The organism is Streptomyces sp. NPDC001153 (assembly GCF_053598315.1).
Window position 1 is genome coordinate 139,731 of the sequence record NZ_JBSFJZ010000018.1, and the last position, 17,295, is coordinate 157,025.

The 17,295-nt window shown below is 68.3% G+C and carries 18 protein-coding genes and 2 pseudogenes; 9 read left to right on the forward strand and 11 right to left on the reverse strand.

Annotation, left to right across the window (positions count from 1 at the left end; translation table 11 throughout):
• Nucleotides 1-2,111 precede the first annotated feature (2,111 nt).
• Both ACWDEN_RS21995 and ACWDEN_RS22000 read left to right on the forward strand, forming a co-directional pair.
• A complete protein-coding gene (locus ACWDEN_RS21995; protein ID WP_351612906.1) occupies nt 2,112-2,480 on the forward strand; it encodes a VOC family protein in 369 nt (122 codons plus the stop codon).
• 591 nt (nt 2,481-3,071) lie between these two features.
• Nucleotides 3,072-3,845, forward strand: a complete 774-nt coding sequence (locus ACWDEN_RS22000; protein ID WP_450859928.1) for a class I SAM-dependent methyltransferase — start codon at nt 3,072-3,074, stop codon at nt 3,843-3,845.
• Between the two features lie 105 nt (nt 3,846-3,950).
• Here the strand turns inward: ACWDEN_RS22000 and ACWDEN_RS22005 are convergent.
• Nucleotides 3,951-4,260 (reverse strand): annotated as a pseudogene (locus ACWDEN_RS22005) (IS5/IS1182 family transposase); the annotation flags it as partial.
• A 113-nt stretch (nt 4,261-4,373) separates the two neighbouring features.
• Nucleotides 4,374-4,616, reverse strand: coding sequence for a hypothetical protein (locus ACWDEN_RS22010; protein WP_351612912.1), 243 nt, complete (start codon nt 4,614-4,616; stop codon nt 4,374-4,376).
• A 149-nt stretch (nt 4,617-4,765) separates the two neighbouring features.
• On the opposite strand from ACWDEN_RS22010, the gene ACWDEN_RS22015 reads away from it, so the two are divergent.
• Entirely contained in the window at nt 4,766-5,104 is a 339-nt protein-coding gene (locus tag ACWDEN_RS22015; protein WP_450859938.1) for a Mu transposase domain-containing protein, read from the forward strand.
• 68 nt (nt 5,105-5,172) lie between these two features.
• Here the strand turns inward: ACWDEN_RS22015 and ACWDEN_RS22020 are convergent, their stop codons facing one another.
• Nucleotides 5,173-5,568 carry a nuclear transport factor 2 family protein gene (locus tag ACWDEN_RS22020; RefSeq protein ID WP_351612914.1) on the reverse strand — a complete coding sequence of 132 codons (396 nt, stop codon included), beginning with the start codon at nt 5,566-5,568 and terminating at the stop codon, nt 5,173-5,175.
• Between the two features lie 243 nt (nt 5,569-5,811).
• On the opposite strand from ACWDEN_RS22020, the gene ACWDEN_RS22025 reads away from it, so the two are divergent.
• A complete protein-coding gene (locus ACWDEN_RS22025) occupies nt 5,812-6,768 on the forward strand; it encodes an alpha/beta fold hydrolase (protein ID WP_351612917.1) in 957 nt (318 codons plus the stop codon).
• Between the two features lie 16 nt (nt 6,769-6,784).
• Here the strand turns inward: ACWDEN_RS22025 and ACWDEN_RS22030 are convergent, their stop codons facing one another.
• A complete protein-coding gene (locus tag ACWDEN_RS22030; protein WP_450859929.1) occupies nt 6,785-7,183 on the reverse strand; it encodes a hypothetical protein in 399 nt (132 codons plus the stop codon).
• A 629-nt stretch (nt 7,184-7,812) separates the two neighbouring features.
• Here ACWDEN_RS22030 and ACWDEN_RS22035 point away from each other — a divergent pair.
• A complete protein-coding gene (locus ACWDEN_RS22035; protein WP_351612923.1) occupies nt 7,813-8,577 on the forward strand; it encodes an MBL fold metallo-hydrolase in 765 nt (254 codons plus the stop codon).
• Between the two features lie 115 nt (nt 8,578-8,692).
• Here ACWDEN_RS22035 and ACWDEN_RS22040 read toward each other — a convergent pair whose 3' ends face one another.
• The 3 genes from ACWDEN_RS22040 to ACWDEN_RS22050 all read right to left on the reverse strand — a co-directional run bounded on the left by ACWDEN_RS22040 (nt 8,693) and on the right by ACWDEN_RS22050 (nt 10,784).
• Complete coding sequence (locus ACWDEN_RS22040; protein WP_351612926.1) at nt 8,693-9,034, reverse strand: winged helix-turn-helix domain-containing protein; 342 nt, start codon at nt 9,032-9,034, stop codon at nt 8,693-8,695.
• On the reverse strand, nt 8,982-9,161 hold the full coding sequence (locus tag ACWDEN_RS22045) for a hypothetical protein (RefSeq protein ID WP_450859940.1): 180 nt from the start codon (nt 9,159-9,161) through the stop codon (nt 8,982-8,984). Before ACWDEN_RS22045 ends, ACWDEN_RS22040 begins: the two co-directional genes overlap by 53 nt.
• Nucleotides 9,162-10,307: 1,146 nt before the next feature.
• Nucleotides 10,308-10,784 carry a MarR family winged helix-turn-helix transcriptional regulator gene (locus tag ACWDEN_RS22050; RefSeq protein ID WP_351612927.1) on the reverse strand — a complete coding sequence of 159 codons (477 nt, stop codon included), beginning with the start codon at nt 10,782-10,784 and terminating at the stop codon, nt 10,308-10,310.
• Between the two features lie 136 nt (nt 10,785-10,920).
• On the opposite strand from ACWDEN_RS22050, the gene ACWDEN_RS22055 reads away from it, so the two are divergent.
• Nucleotides 10,921-11,775 carry an alpha/beta hydrolase gene (locus ACWDEN_RS22055; protein WP_450859930.1) on the forward strand — a complete coding sequence of 285 codons (855 nt, stop codon included), beginning with the start codon at nt 10,921-10,923 and terminating at the stop codon, nt 11,773-11,775.
• Nucleotides 11,776-11,949: 174 nt separating this feature from the next.
• Nucleotides 11,950-12,955, forward strand: a pseudogene (locus ACWDEN_RS22060) (transposase); the annotation flags it as partial.
• Here ACWDEN_RS22060 and ACWDEN_RS22065 read toward each other — a convergent pair.
• The gene (locus ACWDEN_RS22065) at nt 12,884-13,429 is read right to left on the reverse strand and encodes an RBBP9/YdeN family alpha/beta hydrolase (RefSeq protein WP_351612929.1); all 546 of its coding nucleotides are present in this window, start codon (nt 13,427-13,429) and stop codon (nt 12,884-12,886) included. The pseudogene ACWDEN_RS22060 and the gene ACWDEN_RS22065 sit on opposite strands and share 72 nt — an antisense overlap.
• 123 nt (nt 13,430-13,552) lie before the next feature.
• On the opposite strand from ACWDEN_RS22065, the gene ACWDEN_RS22070 reads away from it, so the two are divergent.
• Together ACWDEN_RS22070 and ACWDEN_RS22075 are read left to right on the forward strand one after the other, a co-directional pair.
• Nucleotides 13,553-14,008: an Lrp/AsnC family transcriptional regulator gene (locus tag ACWDEN_RS22070; protein WP_351612982.1), complete on the forward strand. Its 456-nt coding sequence runs from the start codon at nt 13,553-13,555 to the stop codon at nt 14,006-14,008.
• A gap of 51 nt (nt 14,009-14,059) precedes the next feature.
• A complete protein-coding gene (locus ACWDEN_RS22075) occupies nt 14,060-14,578 on the forward strand; it encodes a transposase (protein WP_450859939.1) in 519 nt (172 codons plus the stop codon).
• Here the strand turns inward: ACWDEN_RS22075 and ACWDEN_RS22080 are convergent.
• The 3 genes from ACWDEN_RS22080 to ACWDEN_RS22090 form a co-directional block, all read right to left on the reverse strand.
• Entirely contained in the window at nt 14,466-14,969 is a 504-nt protein-coding gene (locus tag ACWDEN_RS22080) for a hypothetical protein (RefSeq protein ID WP_351612931.1), read from the reverse strand. The genes ACWDEN_RS22075 and ACWDEN_RS22080 overlap by 113 nt on opposite strands.
• A 26-nt stretch (nt 14,970-14,995) precedes the next feature.
• Nucleotides 14,996-16,369: an ABC transporter permease gene (locus tag ACWDEN_RS22085; RefSeq protein ID WP_351612934.1), complete on the reverse strand. Its 1,374-nt coding sequence runs from the start codon at nt 16,367-16,369 to the stop codon at nt 14,996-14,998.
• Between the two features lie 304 nt (nt 16,370-16,673).
• The gene (locus tag ACWDEN_RS22090) at nt 16,674-17,282 is read right to left on the reverse strand and encodes a TetR/AcrR family transcriptional regulator (RefSeq protein ID WP_351612937.1); all 609 of its coding nucleotides are present in this window, start codon (nt 17,280-17,282) and stop codon (nt 16,674-16,676) included.
• Between the last annotated feature and the right edge of the window lie 13 nt (nt 17,283-17,295).

The following is a 17,295-nucleotide window of genomic DNA, read 5'->3' on the forward strand; positions in this document are numbered from 1 at the left end:
GTCTGCCGTGACCGCGCCCCGTTCTTCGCGGAAGGCGCCGCCGCCGGGGCGCCGCCGCCCGGGCGCCGCAGGCGGGGCGCCGCAGGCGGTCCAGGTCGCGAACCGATAGCACTTGTGGCACAGCCCGACCGAGACCGCCGAACGAACCGTCGCACATCACCGCCGGTGCCTGAGGGTCCTGGTCCCCGAAGTGCCTGAGTCCGAGCCCCGACAAAATCCCGACGAAGAGGCGTCCGGCTCGCCATGGCCGGCCTGCCACCGGTTCGCCGACCGCACCCGGACTACACAGGCCACCGTCCACGCGTGGCTGAAGGCGAGGCAGAGCTGCCGCGCGATCGAGCGGCAACTCCGCATGGACAGTCACACCGTCAAGAAGTACGCCGACGCTGCCACCCCCGAAGATCTCTTCACCGGTCAATGGCAGAACCGGTCTTCTGTCCTGGACGAACGAGTACACGACCTACCTGGACGACCGCTGAAGCGAGGGCTCCACCAACGCCTGGAAGCCCTGGGAGGAGGCGTCCTGCTCGGATACAAGGGCAGTTACCAGCGCGTCCGGGCCCATCTGCACAAGAAGCGCACCTCGCCGCGGCCCGTGACCGCCCAGCCTCCCGAGCGCCGGGGCGAGCGCCGCCCGACTGGCTCGACGCCGTCCGGCAAGACGCCTTGCCCAGCCTCCACACCCTCGCGGCGGGCATCGACCGCAACCACAGTGCCGCCATTTCCGGCCTCACCCTGCCGAGGAACTCAGCGCCTGTCGAAGGGCACCTGAGCCAGATCAAGATGCTCAAGCGCGAGATGTTCGGCCGAGCCGGCTTCGCCCTCCAGCGCAAGGGAGTCCCCTCAAGTCCTGGTCGTCCGACGGACGCAGCGGAACTCGCTGGCGACAGGAAGGGCGTGCGTGCGAGAGTGCCCTGCTCCAACTGAGGAGTCCTGGGGCGTCGCCGTCGACGAACCCAACAGGGAAGCGGTCGAGGCCGCGAAGCAACTCCTGAGCAAGACAAGAGCGGAAGAGCCGCTGACGGTCGGAATGCCGCACGGGAGAAGTCGTCTTCTACCCCGCGTCTGTCACTCGGCGTTTTTTCGTGCACCACGGAAGTTGAGCCAGAACCGTAACTCGTGAACAATGCCGTGCTGCGCGCTGCTTCCGGCTGCACTCCCGCCATGTGCGGGGCCCCACGCCGTATCGTCACGAGCATCGCTTCGGCCAGCAGGAGCACACCCATCACCAGTGACACGAGCATCGGTGGTGTCACAGTCGGCAGATGCCGCATGCGCCCAGGCCGTCGTCAGCACTCGGGTCGGATCATGCGGATCGTAGGTCACGGACACGGTCATGCCGGGAACGAGACCGTCAGGGCGCCTGCCACCCCAGGCGCTGAGCGCTGTGTCGACCTCGCCCTTGGGGGCGTTGAACCGGACCCTGATGTTGCCCGTACTGCCGAACTTGTCCCTCCGTCAGGACGTGGACTCTGCCCAACTGGACACTCTTCCGGGAGCGCAGGTCGCTGACGAGCGGGTGCGCGGGGAGGAAGAAGACCAGGAAGGCGCCGAAGGACGTGAGCGATGTGGCGAACAGCGTCACGATCAGTCTTCGCGACGGCAGGGAGGGCTGCTGGGTGCCGATCCTCTGTCTCTTCTTCATACCCGTGGGATCCGAATCTCCGTGGGTCACAGCCCAAGCCAACCGCCGGTCTTCCCGGCCGTGCCGCCCCTCCCCTGCTGATGCCCCTGACCCCGTTCGGTGACAGGAATACCGTTCTGGTCGGTGTCCCCTGTTTTGCGAGCGCAGCCGGCTGGCTGCAGGCGGTGGACGACGTGCTGAAGGCCCTGCAGGTCACGGCTGTGTCGGTCCGGGACTTCGGCATGTCAGAGGGGACGCCTGGCGGGCTGCCGTGGTCAGACTGTCCGGGCTGGGGGCAATGAAGCTCCGCCATCTTGAAATCTTGAAATGGCTGGTCAGCAGGGTGGCGTGACCTCGTTTCGGGGTGCTCGTGCCGGTCGTGGGCGGCAGTCTGTGTTGTAGATCGTCCGGCGGGGTGGTTCTGCCGATGAGTTCACCATCCTCGAACGGTCTACCCAGCGACACGACCGTTCTCGACAGGAGTGCCATGTCCACCATCCAGCCAGTGATCGTGACTGCCGACCTTGACGTTCTGCTCGGTTTCTATACGAAGTTGTTCGGCGCTGAGGAGATCTTCCGGGTACCGGCGGAAGGCCCGCCCTTCTACCTCGGCTTGCGCATCGGCGACACCGACCTCGGGCTGGTGGCCAAGGCGAACCCGGGCACTGCGGCGGCGTCGCGGATCCTGCTCAGCATCGGTGTCGACGACGTCGACGAGACGCTCGGCCGGGTGGCGGCGCTGGGCGGCTCGGTCCGCAGCGGCCCCAACGACATGCCGTGGGGACAGCGCGTCGCCCACATCCAGGATCCCGACGGCAACCCGGTGAACCTCACTCAGCCGATCCCGGCCCGGTGACGCTGTTCCGGTCAAGATGGCGCAGCTTCAATGAACGCACGAGGAGTGCCTTACAGTGCTGGAGCGGTTCCAGGCGGTTGACCACGGCGGCCCCGGCATCACCCGCTGCAACCAGAGGTGGAAAGCGCCCTGTCCGACTGTGTGGACTGGAGGTGACGGCGGCGCGGCAGCCCGGCTCCGGCATCATCGGGTTCCAGACCTGAGCACCAGATGAATCGCCCCGCCTCGGCCGCGAGGCTGGTCTTGCCCTGGCCGGCGAGTTCACCCGCCAGGAACCCCACGCGATTCTGACAGCACACGAGGGCCAAACTCGGGACATTCCACCGTGGGATCTCTCTGGACGCGCTCTCGCCGCGGAGCTCGCTGACCTCACGGCCGGCATCCCGATCTGTGACCGGGGAAGACACAGTGAGGTGGGGCGGGGTCCTGGGGACTTCGTCCGCGTCGACCGCCGGCAACCGCTGCTGCACCCCGGGTACGGCACCGAGGCGAGGGAAGCGCGACTCCACCGGGGCCTGTGCGGTAGAACCGGGGCCTGTCCGGTGGATCCGGGGCCTGTGCCGTAGATCATGTGACTACTAGGCTGCGACGATGGACCGCGTAACCGATGTGCCCGAGAGTCTCGCCCAGTCTGCAGATCCGGCCCGGGTGAATGACTACGACAGTTTCGCCGAGGCGTACTCGGCGGAGACCGAGAACAACCTCGTGAACGCGTACTACGCGCGGCCCGCGATGCTGGCCCTCGCCGGAGACGTGGCCGGCCGTCGGATCCTGGACGCCGGCTGCGGCTCGGGCCCCCTGTCCGCTGCACTGCGCGACCGCGGTGCGATCGTCACCGGCATCGACGCCAGCGCCGCGATGCTGGCATTGGCCAGACGGCGGCTGGGTGACGACGTGGCCCTGCACAGGGTCGACCTGAGCGACCGACTACCGTTCGCCGACGGTGCGTTCGACGATGTGGTCGCGTCGCTGGTGCTGCACTACCTGGAGGACTGGGGGCCGACGCTGGCCGAGTTGCGGCGAGTGCTCAGGCCCGGCGGCCGGCTGATCGCGTCGGTGGACCACCCTTTCGTGGCCTACACGATCCAGGATCCCCGGCCCGACTATTTCGCGACCACCAGCTATACCTTCGACTGGACGTTCAACGGGCAGTCCGTCCCGATGAGGTTCTGGCGCAAGCCGTTGCACGCGATGACCGATGCCTTCACCACGGCCGGCTTCCGTCTTTCCGTCATCAGCGAGCCGCAGCCCGACCCGGCCGCCCGTGAGCTGTTCCCCGACGACTTCCATGACCTTTCGACCAAAACCTGCTTCCTGTTCTTCGTCGTCGAGGTACCACCGTCGGGGACCGGCTCGGACGACTAGCCGGTCGCGGATCACGAGCGGAGCCAGAGTCGGATCGAGACGATGGTGACGGTGCCGGTGCCGGTGCCGGTGCCTGGAAAATGCGGGCGCGTTCGTCGAACCACAGCCGCCCGTGCTACCCCGGGCACGCCGGTCGGCCCGCTGACTCCCCGGCTCGCGGATGGTGTGCTGGATCCCGCGGCGTCGCAGGCAGCGAGGGTTGCGGCGGGAGGAGTACGCCTTGTCGCCGCCGAGATGGCCGGGCCGGGTGCGCGGGTGTCCGCCGCCCGCCGGCCGACGCGGATGCGTTTCATGACGGAACGAGTCGCGGGGCATCGCCCCACCGGCCTGGAGCGACCAGCAGGACCAGCGGGCGGAAGCCGCCCTCACCGACGAGATGGATCTGGCTGCTCAGGCCGCCGTCCCGTAAGCGTCCGGGGGGGTGCCCCGCCGAGTGGTGCAGGCGGTCCAGCGACGGAGGCGCAGGGTATCTGCGCGGGACGTGCATCAGCTGTTGCTGGCCGCACCGACACGACGCGGCCCGGTTCCCTATTCGCCAATGCCCAGGCAGAACGGTACCTGGACGGTCAGGAGGCAGTTCTCGTTGTCTCTGTGAATGCCGGTCGGGCCGGTCCGAGCAACCGCTGCCTCTGGGGTGACGTGAGCGGTGAGCGGCACGGCCCCAGCGGACGCGGCCGTCGCCACGCCTACCGCAAGAGCAAAGGCCACGGCAGCACCAACTGTGCCTGTTTGCAAAATGACGTTCTTCGACCGGTCCATATGCGTGTACATGGGGAATACCGTGCACACCCTCGCAAGACATGTCACCTCGAGCGCAGCATACGGAGCAGCCGCCGACCAGCCCGACCTAGGTCCGCGACTCGTTCTGGCGAGGTCAAGAGTTCAGCTCGATCGAGCACCCGGCAGGCCGAAGCCAGGGCCTGGAACCAGCAGGTCGCCGGACGAGGGAATGCCGGCCCGATGGCCGAGGGCCACGGTCGGCCCGGACATCCCCTGTCAAGGTCGACCGCACCCTCTACTCGGTTCCGTGGAGGCCGATCGAACACAATCTCGACGTCCGCTCCACCGCCACCGTGGTCCAGATCCTCCACGACGGTCGGCCCGTCACGCCCCACACCGCCCTCGGCCAGGGCAAACGCACCGACAAGAGCGACTACCGCCGCAGAAAATCGCCTTCCAGATACGCATGCCGGTCTGCTGCCACAGTCAGGCGTCCGAGGACGGCGACGCGTGCCGCGATGTCGTCGACCAGCTGCTGAAAGTGAGCATGCTGTACGAACCACAACTCGGTCACCCAGCAAGGAGCGGGCGATGGGGGTCGACGGGCTCAGGGCGCGGTGAAGAAGGCGCTCATGCCGTCGACGTCCGACAGGTAGCTGTCGATGGCCGTGATGCGGCCGTGTTGGGTGGTCAGGACGGTCGCGAGGTGTTCGTCGAGCCTGCGTCCGTCGGGGGCAGTCGCCGTGTTGCGCAGCGAAAGGGCGGCGCCGTGTGCGCCGACGAGCACGTGCAACAACTCGGTGTGCAGTCCCTGCCCCGCGATGTGCCGAGCTCTGCCCACGACCGCCTCCTTGCCACGGATGGTGCCCGAGATGGAGCCGGATCCCGGCATGGTCCAGGTGACGTCGTCCGCCAGCAGGCCGCGCAGCCTCTCCCAGTCCCGGGCTTGGAACGCGGCAAGGAAACGTTCGGCGACCGTCGAGCCGACGCTGTTCTTGGACATGTCCTCCCCCTCGTCACCGACTGTCGTGCATTCCCCATCGACCCTAAATGGTTCACCGCCGCAGCACGCGCCGGCAGCCTGGTGCTCGCACTACCCGTACCGCTGGACGCCGTCGGTCAAGGAACACCACAGCGCACATCGGCCGTGGCGAGGCCATGCCTCCTGGGATGGGGTATGTCACGGCAGGGGGTGCTGTCTTGTCCTAGGGGGCGAACGGAAAACTCGACCAAGGAGTGACACCCCATGAGCCCGCGCTCTGGACTCGCACTCGCGGCTACGGCGATCGCCCTGCCCGTCCTGTTGATCCGCCACCATGGCGAGACGATCCCCATGGACGCCCGGGCCAGGCGGAATGCCCCCGGATCCTTCGTCCGGCTCTCCCGCGGCACGACGCACATCATGCTGGACGGCCCCGAATCAGGTGAGCCGATTCTGTTCGTCCACGGAGCGACCCTGTCGCTGTGGGTGTGGGACGGACTGTTCGAACGGCTGGCCCGGGCCGGGTACCGGACCATCCGTTTCGACCGGTACGGCGTCGGCTTCAGCGACCGTCCCGACATCGACTACAACCAGGCGCTGTTCGAGGAACAGATGATCGACCTGCTGGAGGCGCTCGGCGTCGACCGCCCTGTGACGCTCGTCGCGCTGGCGTTCGGCGGCCCGGTCGCGGCCGAGTTCGCCGTGCACCATCCCGAACGGGTCGCCGGCGTCTGCCTGATCTCCCCCGACGGGTTCGCAACCCCGCTCGACCTCGGACTGCGACTGTCCATGCTGCCCGGGATCGGTCGGCCGTTCTTCCGGCTGACCGGAAACCGGGCGTTGAAGTCCCGCCTGCCCGGCTACTCCCACGACCCGCGCGTACTCGCCCGCGTCGAGGCGGGTCTGCTGCCGGAACTGCGCTACCGGGGCTTCAAGCGCAGCCTGCTCTCCGCGCTCCGCAACGTCCCGATCCACGGCGCGGAATACCTGTACCGGTTCCTGGACGCGTGCGACGTCCCCGTCCAGGTGGTGTGGGGACGCCAGGACCCCATCACCCCGATGCCACCGGACGAGGTCCTGCGCACCGTCTTCTCTCGCGCGGACCTGCGCCCGCTCGAGGGTGTGGGACACCTGCCGCACTACGAGCGCCCCGACGAGACCACCGCGATCATCCAGGAATTCCTGCACGATGCGGTCGCGGAGCGCCGGGCCGCCTGGTGAACCGCGTCACAGCAGATCACGGGATGCCGGAGTGTCCCGTCTGTTGCGGCTCAGCATGAGGAACGGAGATGCGATGAAGATCTTCGATGCCGACGCGACCCGCGACATCGGCGGACGGCTCGTAGCCCAACTCGTGGCGCGCGGCCAGGAGATCGTCGGCACGAGGCACTCGGCCGCCAAGACCGGTTCCTTGCGCGCGCTCGGTGCAGAACCGGTCATCGTCGATGCGCGCGATGCCGACTCGGCGCCCGCCGCGGTGACCAAGGCCGAGCCCGAGGTGATCCTCCATCAGCTCACCGCACTGAGCCAACCCGCAGATGTGAAGTGCGTGAAGCGGATGACGGCCGCCACCAACCGGCTGCGCCCCGAAGGCACCGACCGTCCGGTCGCCGCCGTATGCTCCATCGGCGTCCACGGGTCCGTGGTGCAGAGCACGCGATATGGATCGAACGCCCCCAGTGCCCCAGTCACCGACGAGAGCGGCCGGGGATCGAGCCGAACCCGCCCGCGGACGGCGCGGAGGCAGTGGCCGCGCCGCTCCACTTGGAGGACCGGTGACTCGGCATCAGCCGGGACGGGAAATCGCGCTGCGCTACGGCGGCTTTTACGGCCCGCGGACCGGCATGAGCTCCGAGTCTGATGCCACCATGGCCGGGCAGATCCGCAAGCGGAAGTCCGCGAATCGTCGGCGGCGATGGCGGGGGGTGGTCGCAGGTGCACATCGCCGATGCCGCCTCGGCAAGCGTCGCGGCCGTCGAACGCGGCAAGCCCGGGATTCACCACGTCGCGGACGACGAGCCGGAACCGGTACACGTCAGGCTGCCGAAACTGGCCCGCGCGCTCGGCGCCAGACCGCCGCGCCCCAATCCCCGGTGGCTTGTTCGCCCGCCAGCCGGCAAAAAGAGCATGGGCCGGTGGCACGGCTCCACCGCCCCCGTTAGCGGGGGAAGGACCGATTCTCGTCATCAGAAAGGTGACTGCTGTGCGTTCCTGGCAGGACGTGGACTTCGGCGATCGGCATGTCGTCGCGAGCGGGGCCGACCGATGAGCCTGGCGCAGGCCCGCGACTGGTACCAGACGGAGGAACTGGACAACGGCATCGTCCGCATCACCGAGCCGCACGTCGACAAGCTGGTGCGGGCCAACCTGTGGTGGCTGCGCGGAACGGACCGCGACCTCGTCGTGGACGCGGGCCTGGGCGTCGCGGGCCTGCGTCGACACATCCCCCGTATGTTCGAGCGAGATCCGCTGGTCGTCCTCACCCATGCACACCTGGACCACGTCGGCGGAGCACACGAGTTCCGCGAACGGGCCGCCCACAAAGCAGCCGCAGAGTCCGTGGCACAGGGCGTGCCCGCCAGCCTGTACGGCCCCGAGCTCTACGCGGAACTCGGCATGGACCCGGCCGGAGAAGACCTGCCTGGATTGCTCGTCGACGCTCTGCCTCACACCGGCTACGACCCTCGCGCCTACCGCGTGGAGCCGCTCACGGTGCAGCGCGCACTCCACGACCGGGACGTCATCGACGTGGGCGGGCGCTCCCTGACAGTCCTGCATCTTCCCGGACACACCCCCGGCTGCATCTGCCTCCTCGAGGAACACACGGGCGCGCTGTTCACCGGCGACGTCATCTACAACGGCCACCTCATCGACGATCTCCCCGAATCCGACCCGCCGACCTATCGGCGCAGCCTGGCGCTCCTGGCGGACCTGGACATCTCCATCGCCCACCCGGGCCACGGACGCAGCTTCGACGGGCACCGCCTGCGGGAACTGGCACACACCTATCTCGGCGCCTCCGGCGCATAGGCCCGCCGCCGCGGCGCGAAATCCGGTACGGGTTTGCCGGCTGGCGAGCGTCCGGCCGGTTCAGGCCATGAGCTGGTCGCCGAGTGGGTTGCGCAGGTACAGCACCAGGTGCCCGTCAGGCCCGGGTGACCAGTCCGGCCCGGTTCAGGACCCTGGGGTGCTGGCTGACCGTGCCGGGGCCGGCGTCCAGCTGGTGAGCCAGCTCAGCGGTGTTCGCCGGTTCCTTGACCAGAGTGAGGATGCGGGCGCGGGTGCGACCGATCAGGTCGGCCAGCGCTGACGGCGGAGCGGTTGCGTCGGTGTGCCAGACCGTGGCGAGACCTCGGGCCGGATACCAGATCCGCGGCGGCAGAGTGAGGTCGACGACCGTGACGGCGTGGTCGCAAACCAGGGGGGCGTGAACGTCAGCCCACTTCCGTCGACGGCCTTGTCGTGGCGCTCGCCGGGAACACGTCAACGGTCAGGAAGCCCGCACCTGGCTGCCGCTCCAGGCCGGGGTCGATGTCGTCGAACGGGCCGGCCGCTCCTCCATCGGCGAGGCGGCGTGCACGGTGAAGGAAGTCGGCGCGCAGCACGGCATACATGCGGGGCCAGTGCGGGGCGATCACCAGGAGCCAGTCGGTGCTCGGCGTCGGCGGGGAGGAGTGAGGAAGTGGGGAATGAACCGGTTCGGGCCGACGAGTGCTTGCGGCAGAGGCCGTTCGAGTTGCCGGAGCAGCGGGGCGGACTGCCGTATCAACGACTGGTGCACGGCGTATCGGGCCGGACTGCGCCATGCCCGCAGGCACTGGACGGTCTCTGGCAGGGGCGAACAGGCGAACCGGACCGAGCCCAGGTCACCCACATTGAGCCGGGCAGCAACATTCGGCTCACCCCAAATCTCTCGCCTCACCGGCGATCACCCTGGTCTGATTCGGTGATGACTGCTTCTGCTTCCGGGGAAACGTGCCGACCGCGACGTACGACCGCATCGGCATCGGATATCGGCACATCGGCACATCCGTCGGCCCGACCCGCACCTGGCCGCGCTGATCCGTCAGCCCCGGCAGGGGGCACACACGGTCGTCAACGTCGGCGCCGGCACCGGCTCGTATGAGCTGGCCGACGCGGAGGCCACCGCGGTGGGCCTGCTCCTGGGTCATGCTGGAGCAGCACCCGGGTCGGCGGAAGATACTGGCCGAACAACTGCCTTTCCGGGACGGCGGGTTCGACGCGGCGATGGTGGTGATGACGGTGATGACGGTTCAACACTGACCCGCCCTCAAGCGTGGCCTCGCCGAACTGCGCCGCGTCTCCCGGCCCCAAGTCGTCTTCACGTGGGATCCCCAGCACCGGCCCGAGCTGTGGTTGATCGAGAAGTACCTTCCGCACACCGTACTGCCCTTCGCCATCCCCACGACTTCACCGACGGCTTCCAGATCGCCTACTGGCGCCGCCCGGGGTGCTACCTCGACCCCGTCATCCGCCGAGCCGGCTCCACCTTCGCCCAACTTCCGCCGTCCGTGGTCGAACCAGCGATCGCCAGACTGCGCGCAGACCTCAGCTCGGGAACCTGGGGCCGCAGCCACGCTGACCTACTGGACCGGGCGTCCATGGACTGCGGCTACCGTCTGCTCATGTCGGGACAGAGCTAGGGTGCGTATCGAGTCGCGATGAATCCAGGGGATTCACCCTCGTAACAAACGCTGATCACGCGGCCAACGGACAGTCGCACTGAATGCGCATGCCGGTCAGCCTGTAGGCAGGCCGATCTGGTCGCGTTCGAGGAGGGAGCGGAGCTCCGAGAGGATCTGCACGGCGGCCAGTCCTGAGGGGCCGCCGAGGGTGTCTGCGGTCAGCTCGGCCAGCGTTTCGGTGAAGGTCGCCTCCGCCGCCTCGACGAGTTGCCGGCCGTCATCGGTCAGGTCCAGCAGTGAAGAGCGGCGATCCGATGGATTGGTTCGCCGGATGACCCATGCCTGCTTCTCCAGGCGGTCGATGCCCTTACTGGTCGCACCGATCCCGATGGCGAACTCAGCGGCGAGGTCCGCCACCCGGGACCCGGGGTGGTCGCGCAGGAAGCGCAGGAACTCGAACTGCGAGGTGACGATCCCGTGCCGCTCGCGAAGACGGTCGTTCAGCGCGTTGTAGAGGCGCGTCTCGCAGCGGACGAGGTCGGCGAAGAAGCCCGGGAGGTCGACCCGGCCACCGCTTGACTTGGATGCCATGGCATATATCTTAACCTACATGCCAAGGCATATAGTTCCTCGGCATGCACTTGCGATGGAGGCGAAAATGAGCAGGCAACAGCGCGCGGAGATCGACGCGATGGTCCGACGGCCTCAGCCGGAGGGCCCTCGGTCGGTGGAGGAGCTCCGCGCCGGATTCAGGGCGATGATGGGGGAAATGATCGTCCCGGCCGGGATCCGCACCCGGACTGCAACGCTCGGCGATCGGCCCGCGGTGCTCGTCGAGCCGGCCGGCACTCCGAAGGCCGGGACGATCCTCTACTTTCACGGCGGCTCTTACGTGGTCGGTTCACCAGAGACGGCGATGTCGCTGACGGGGAACCTGGTGATCAAAACAGGGTTCAGAGCATTCTCGTTGGATTACCGGCTTGCCCCTCAGTATCCGTTCCCGGCCGCGATCGAGGACGGGCTGAGCGCCTATCGCGCACTTCTCGACAGCGGCGAAGACCCTTCGGCGATCGCATTCGCCGGGGACTCCGCCGGTGGCGGCCTCACCGTCACCACCTGCCTCGCCGCCCGCGACGCGGGCCTGCCCACGCCCGCCGCAATCGTGGCGTTCTCCCCCGGACTCGACATGACCCGGACAGGCGAGAGCATGGACACCAAGGCGGGCATCGACCCGTTCTTCACGCGTGAGGGCCTGGAACACACCGGGACCATGTACCTTGCGGGACAGGACCCGCACCAGCCCATGCTCAGCCCCGCCATCCTCGCCGACCTGACCGGCTTCCCCCCGATACTTCTGCAGGCGGGCACCAACGAAGTGCTCCTGGACGACTCCACACGCATGGCCACGCGCGCGAGGGAAGCCGGAGTGGACGTCATCCTGGACATCACCGCTGACGTTCCACATGTCTTCCAGGCGTTCGCCGGCGTCCTGGACGAAGCCGACGAGGCACTGGAGCGCGCCGCTCTCTTTCTCACTCAGCACATCCGCACCAGGGGCACGGCACACACGTCGGCAGGTTGAAGCCCGCAGACGGCCGCAGACGGACCACGGTCCGAAACCCGGGTCATGGCTCGCCGTTGCTATTCCTGGCGACCGGCGCCCCATCTTGCTTCGAGGGCCGTTCAAGACCCCGGGGGTGCGTTCTCCGTGGGCGGTGGCTCACGCGGCCATGTCAGATCTTCTTGCGTGACGTGAGTGCAACTGACCGACAGCCAATGGGCGTTCGTCGAGCCGTGCACCGGCCGATCGGCGAATATGGCCCGTACCCCGAGCAGCTGCGACAGCAGTTCGAGGGCGTGATCTGGCGGTTCAAGACGCGCGGGCAGTGGCGAGAGATGCCGGCCTAGTTCATCGCCCGGTCGACCGTCCACAACCGCTTCCGGCAGTGGCGTGACGCAGGCGTCTTCGAAGCCCTGCTGGACTGACTGATCGCAGAGGCCGCGAAGCGGCGTGAGGTGGACCTGTACCTGGTCAGTGTCGGCTCCACCACCGCGCGCGCTCACCATGACGCTGCCGGATGCACCTGGGCCAGGACGTCATCACCGCACTGGAGAATGCCGCCGAGGAGGAGAAGGCCAGGCAAAAGGGGGCGACTCCGAAGGACAAAATGGGCAGGATGCCGGGACCGGATCCGAGTGGGAAGAGGGGCGAGGCGCGCGTCCGACGGCGGCGGAAACTCCGTCTGAAGGCCGCGCTCCTCGGACGCTCCGGGGGCGGGCAGACGAGCAAGGTCCACCTCGCCGCCGACCGGAAATGCCGCCCGTTGGTGTTCGTCCTGACCACAGGCCAGGCCGCGGACAGCCCGCAGTTCATTCCTGTACTCAAGCGGATACGGGTCCGCGGGCCCCTCGGTCGCCCCCGTATTCGGCCGGACTCCATCGCCGGGGATAGGGCCCACTCATACCGCGGTAACTGGGTCCACCTGCGCAAACGCCATATCAAGGCCGTCATCCCGGAGAAGAAGGACCAGGCCGCCAACCGGAAGAAGAAGGGCTCCCGGGGTGGTCGGCCCGTCAGCCTCGACGCCGGCCGGTACAAGGAGCGGAACACCGTCGAGCGCCTGATCAACAAGCTCAAGGCCTGGCGAGGCATCGCCACCGGGCAATGCCTCCGCGTCGGACCGCTCATCTCAGTGGCCGACGAGCGCGTGAAGGAGTTCCAGGCCGGCCTGCCAGTCGCCGAGGCCGCTGTCGGAATTGATGTGGCCGTGGCTTCCGATGAGATGCCATTGCGCTTGCCAATCGTGCGCGTACGAGGCGGACGTCGTCGGGTCGCAGTAGGGGTCGTTGTCGCTGGCCACCGTCAGGCCCCGGCACGGCAAGGGGCGAGCGGACAGGTCCAGGAACGTTGATGCGGCCTGACGGGGGAACGCCGGGCCCTGAGGATGGGGCGGGGCCACCAGGAACGCCGCAATCCCCTCGGGGCGCGCCCGGTCCAGCCACTGAGCGGCCGCCCAGCAGCCGAGGCTGTGAGCCACCAGCGCGACCTGGCTGTCACGTCGGGAAGCGACCTCGTAGGCGGCCTGGACGGCGGCAACCCAGTCCTGCAGGTCCGGCATGCTCCACGATGCTGGTGCGATCCGGACCGCGGATTCTCCCCACTGCTTCTCCCACAGGCTCTGCCAGTGCTTGTCGTCCGAACCGTCGATCCCAGGGATGATGACGTACGCGACCATCGCTGACCGCCTTTCCAGTCGTGGTCCCCACACTTCGTGGGCTCGCCCTGGAGGGATTGTCTATGAATCAGCGGCAGCGTTGCGGCTCAGCAAGTGATCTCAAAGAAAGCGGGCGTGACAACGATGGAATCACTCGACGAGATCGACCGTGCCATCCTGGAACTGCTCCAGACGGACGGCCGGCTTACGGGCGCCGAGGTCGGACGGCGGGTCGGGCTGTCCCAGCCGGCAGCCAGCGCCCGCATCCAGCGCCTGGAGAAGAACCGGATCATCACCGGCTACCGTGCCGTCGTCGCCCCAGCCGCCGTCGGGCTGAACATCCGTGCCGTCGTCCGGCTTCGCACCACCCACGCGCAGCTGACCCAGGCACTCACCCTCGCCGCCCAGACCCCCGAGGTCGTCTCGATCCTCCGCGTGACCGGCGAGGACTGCCTGCTGTTCGACGTGCACTGTTCTCACGCCGGACGCCTCGAGCAAGTTGTGGACTCCCTCGCCCGCTACGGACCGGTCACCACCTCCGTCGTCCTGCGCAGCTACCCACCCAAGTCGCTGCCAACGGCGCCGTCCACAACGGCATGAACCACAGCCGGGTTCTGTCTCCACCCTGCGGAGATCCCGAGCCCGCGCCGCATCACCGCATGGCTCATGCGCAACCGCGACCGCCTCAGCACCCAGGAGACCGAGCACCTCGACCAAGCCCGCCCCGCATGCCCGGACATCGCGCGGGCATGCGACCTCGACCGAGCCTTCACCGACCTCGTCCGCAACCGTCGTCGAGGCCAACTGCTGCCTGCCTGGATCCGGCAGGCCGAGGAATCCGACGTTGCCCCCGTCGCCAAGTTCGCCGCTTTCCTCCGCCAGGACTTCGTCGCCGTCACCGCCGGCCTCACCCACGAGTGGAGCTCCGGAAAAATCGAAGGCCACGTCAACCGCGTGAAAACGATCAAGCGAGCCATGTACGGCCGGGCCTCGTTCCGACTTCTCCGCATCCGGATCCGCACACGGCCGTACTCACGTAATCGCCCAGCTCAGCGGCTTACCGCCACAGGTCGGCGCCCTCGCGTCCACTCGGATCCATCGTCAGCAAGTCCTCGTGAAGGCCAGCGAGGGGGCGACCGGTGGACGACCCGTCGTTACCAGACTCCGTGACCACCCAGCCGACATCCACGCCGGACACGTTCACGTCCCCACCGCAATCCAACTCGTCAACCACAGCGAAGACAGCTTCGTAGGCAACAGCCCGCGCCAGGAGCACCAGGTCGTTCCTGTCCGCCCCCGCGTCCAGCAGACGCCGGGCCGCCGCCACCTGCTCCAACGCTCCCTGGTCTGCCCAGCCGTCGATCGCACCACGCCACAGCGAACGGAGCAGCACGAAGCGTGCCAGCTGCGGCTGATTCTCAACGATCTCCGACCTCGCCCAGTCGGAAGCGTCCGCCGCACCCAGCGCCTCAAACTGCGTCCGGAGCGACTCCGCCACAGTCCGCTTCGACGGAGCAAGTCCAGACAACCATGACTGCCATGTCGTCTCGGCATCATCCATCGCACCAGAATGCCCCACCGACCGCCCTACATCAGCAAGATCAATCGTTCACGGAATCGCGGCCAGAGCCTTGAATTTCCCCTCCCCGTGCTCGAAGGTCGGCCAGACCTGTTCACCCCGATTGCCCCAACATGTGGGTCGTCCGGTGCGGACCGGTTCGCACCGGACCAGGGTCGTCGCGTGACCGCGTTCTGTCCGGTTTCGTCGGGTGAGGCCGAGTGATGACGGGGGCCGTTGGTAGTCGCTGGCGCGGTCCATGGCCTTCGCGAGCGGCGAGCCGATTCCGGGCGAGGACGCGGACCCATGTGTGCGACCAGGGCCTCGCCTCCGCCGGCGACGTGGACTGGCGCACCGGCGACCTGCTGCTGATCGACAATGTGCTGATCGGCCACGGACGCCGGCCGTACGCTGGCCCCCGCCGGGTGCCGGTGGCCATGTCCTGAGCCACTGCCACCGTCTTTCTCCGCCTCATGTCTGCAGGTCAAGGCCGGGGGACGGGCTCCCTGGGGGCCAGCACGCGCCCCGCCCCGGCTGTCTATTCGGCGCGCAGGGAGTTTGCCGTTCCGGCCTTCGCCGCCCAGCCGGCAGGGCCGAGCGCGCCGACGAGCGCGATGACCAACCCGGCGAGTCCCAGCAGCATCAGCTCCCACGGGGGAGTACACCGACAGCAGGGACTGCGAGTGCCCGGAGTTCGCGGCGTGCGCCATCACCGGCACCACGGCATGGTGCAGGAATACTCCGGCGGGGACTCCGACGATTCCGGCGACCAGGCCGACGCAGGGGACCGAGCACACCACCATGGAGAGGGTCTGACGCGGCGTCATGCCGATCGCCTTGTACACGCCGATGTCGTGAGCTCGCTCGCGGATCTGCAGCGCCACGGTGTTCAGCACGCCGAGGCCGGCGACCACGGTGATCAGGACCGTGAGCATCGTGATCAAGGTGAGTACGGCGAGGAACTGCGTGGTCGAAGCCTGGGACGAGGTGGCCCGGTAGGAGTGGCCGAGCGCCGCGGACACTGTGTTGGTGTACGCCTGCGCGCTGGTGCCGGGCTGGAGGGCCACGTCGAAGTGCTGCGGCTGCGCGCCCGGGTCCAGGCGGGAGAGCGTGGTCGGGCTCAGGTACAGGTCGGCCTGGCTGCCGGTCTTGAACACCGCGCCCACGATGCGGAACGTCAGCCGGTGCGGGCCGGAGATCAGTGTGTACGTCGACCCGACCGAGGTCCCGGTGTCGGTGAGGAACAGGGTGTTCACGTCGACCTCCGCGGCTCCTGGCGAGGCGGAGTACCAGTGGCCGGAGATCAGCGGAATCCCGCTCGAGGACGGGGTGTCGCCGTAAGCGACGGCGGACGCCTTCTGCGCCGCGCCGGGCAGGCTGAACTGGGCGTCGGTCTCGGTCATGTAGTACCGCGTTTCCGGCCTGCCCCTTCAGCACCGATTCGACCGCGCGCTGCTGCGCGTCGCTCAGGGAGGGGGCCTGGCCGCCTGTGCCGCCTCTTCTCGCTTCGCCTCGCGTCATGATCTCCGCCCTGGACTGCCGCCACCGGTGGCGGCAGTTGCTCGCTGGGGTCCGCGGACCTCGTCAGGAGCTTCGGTCGTCTGCCGTGGAGCGCGTTTGCCGCGTACCCGGGCCGGATCGAGGTGTACGACGTGGCACGGTCGGCTGACATGACGCGGCAGGCCGCCACAGTCATCGGCGGCTTCGTCACTCTGGGCCGTAGTACAGCCGGAGGAACTCCTCCATCGCCGCGTCGACGCCGGTGCGGTCTCCGGTGGCGAGCAGGTCCAGCAGGAGACCACGGACGGTGGCGAGTCCCAGCCTGGCACGGTTCCGGGCCACGGCGGGGTCCGCCCCCGCCCCCACCTCGGCGGCCACGAGCGGCTCCAGCCAGTCCGTCACCAGCCCTTCGAGGACCGGGACGGCCTCGGGGCGGCCCCGCAGCGCGTGCCCGCAGATCTCGAAGAAGAGCCGCTCCTGACCGGCCAGCCGGGGATCCGTCAGCTGCCGCCACAGTCGCCGGGCGACATCGGCGGGCGAGAGACCGGGCTCCAGGCGGAGCCGGGACATCAGATCGCGCTGGCGCTGCTCCGACGTGCGGACGATCTCGACGAACAGTTGTTCCTTGGACCCGAAGTAATGGATCAGCATGCGGTGGCTGACGCCGATCGCAGCGCCCAGGCGGCGCAGGCTCAGATCCCCGATGCCGTGCGCCGCGACGTGGTCGACAGCCGCGTCCACCAGTTGGGCGCGCCGATCCGACTGCGGGCCGTGCCCGGCCTGCCCCTCGGAGTGCGAGGCGTCCGTATTCACCACACCACGAGTGTAC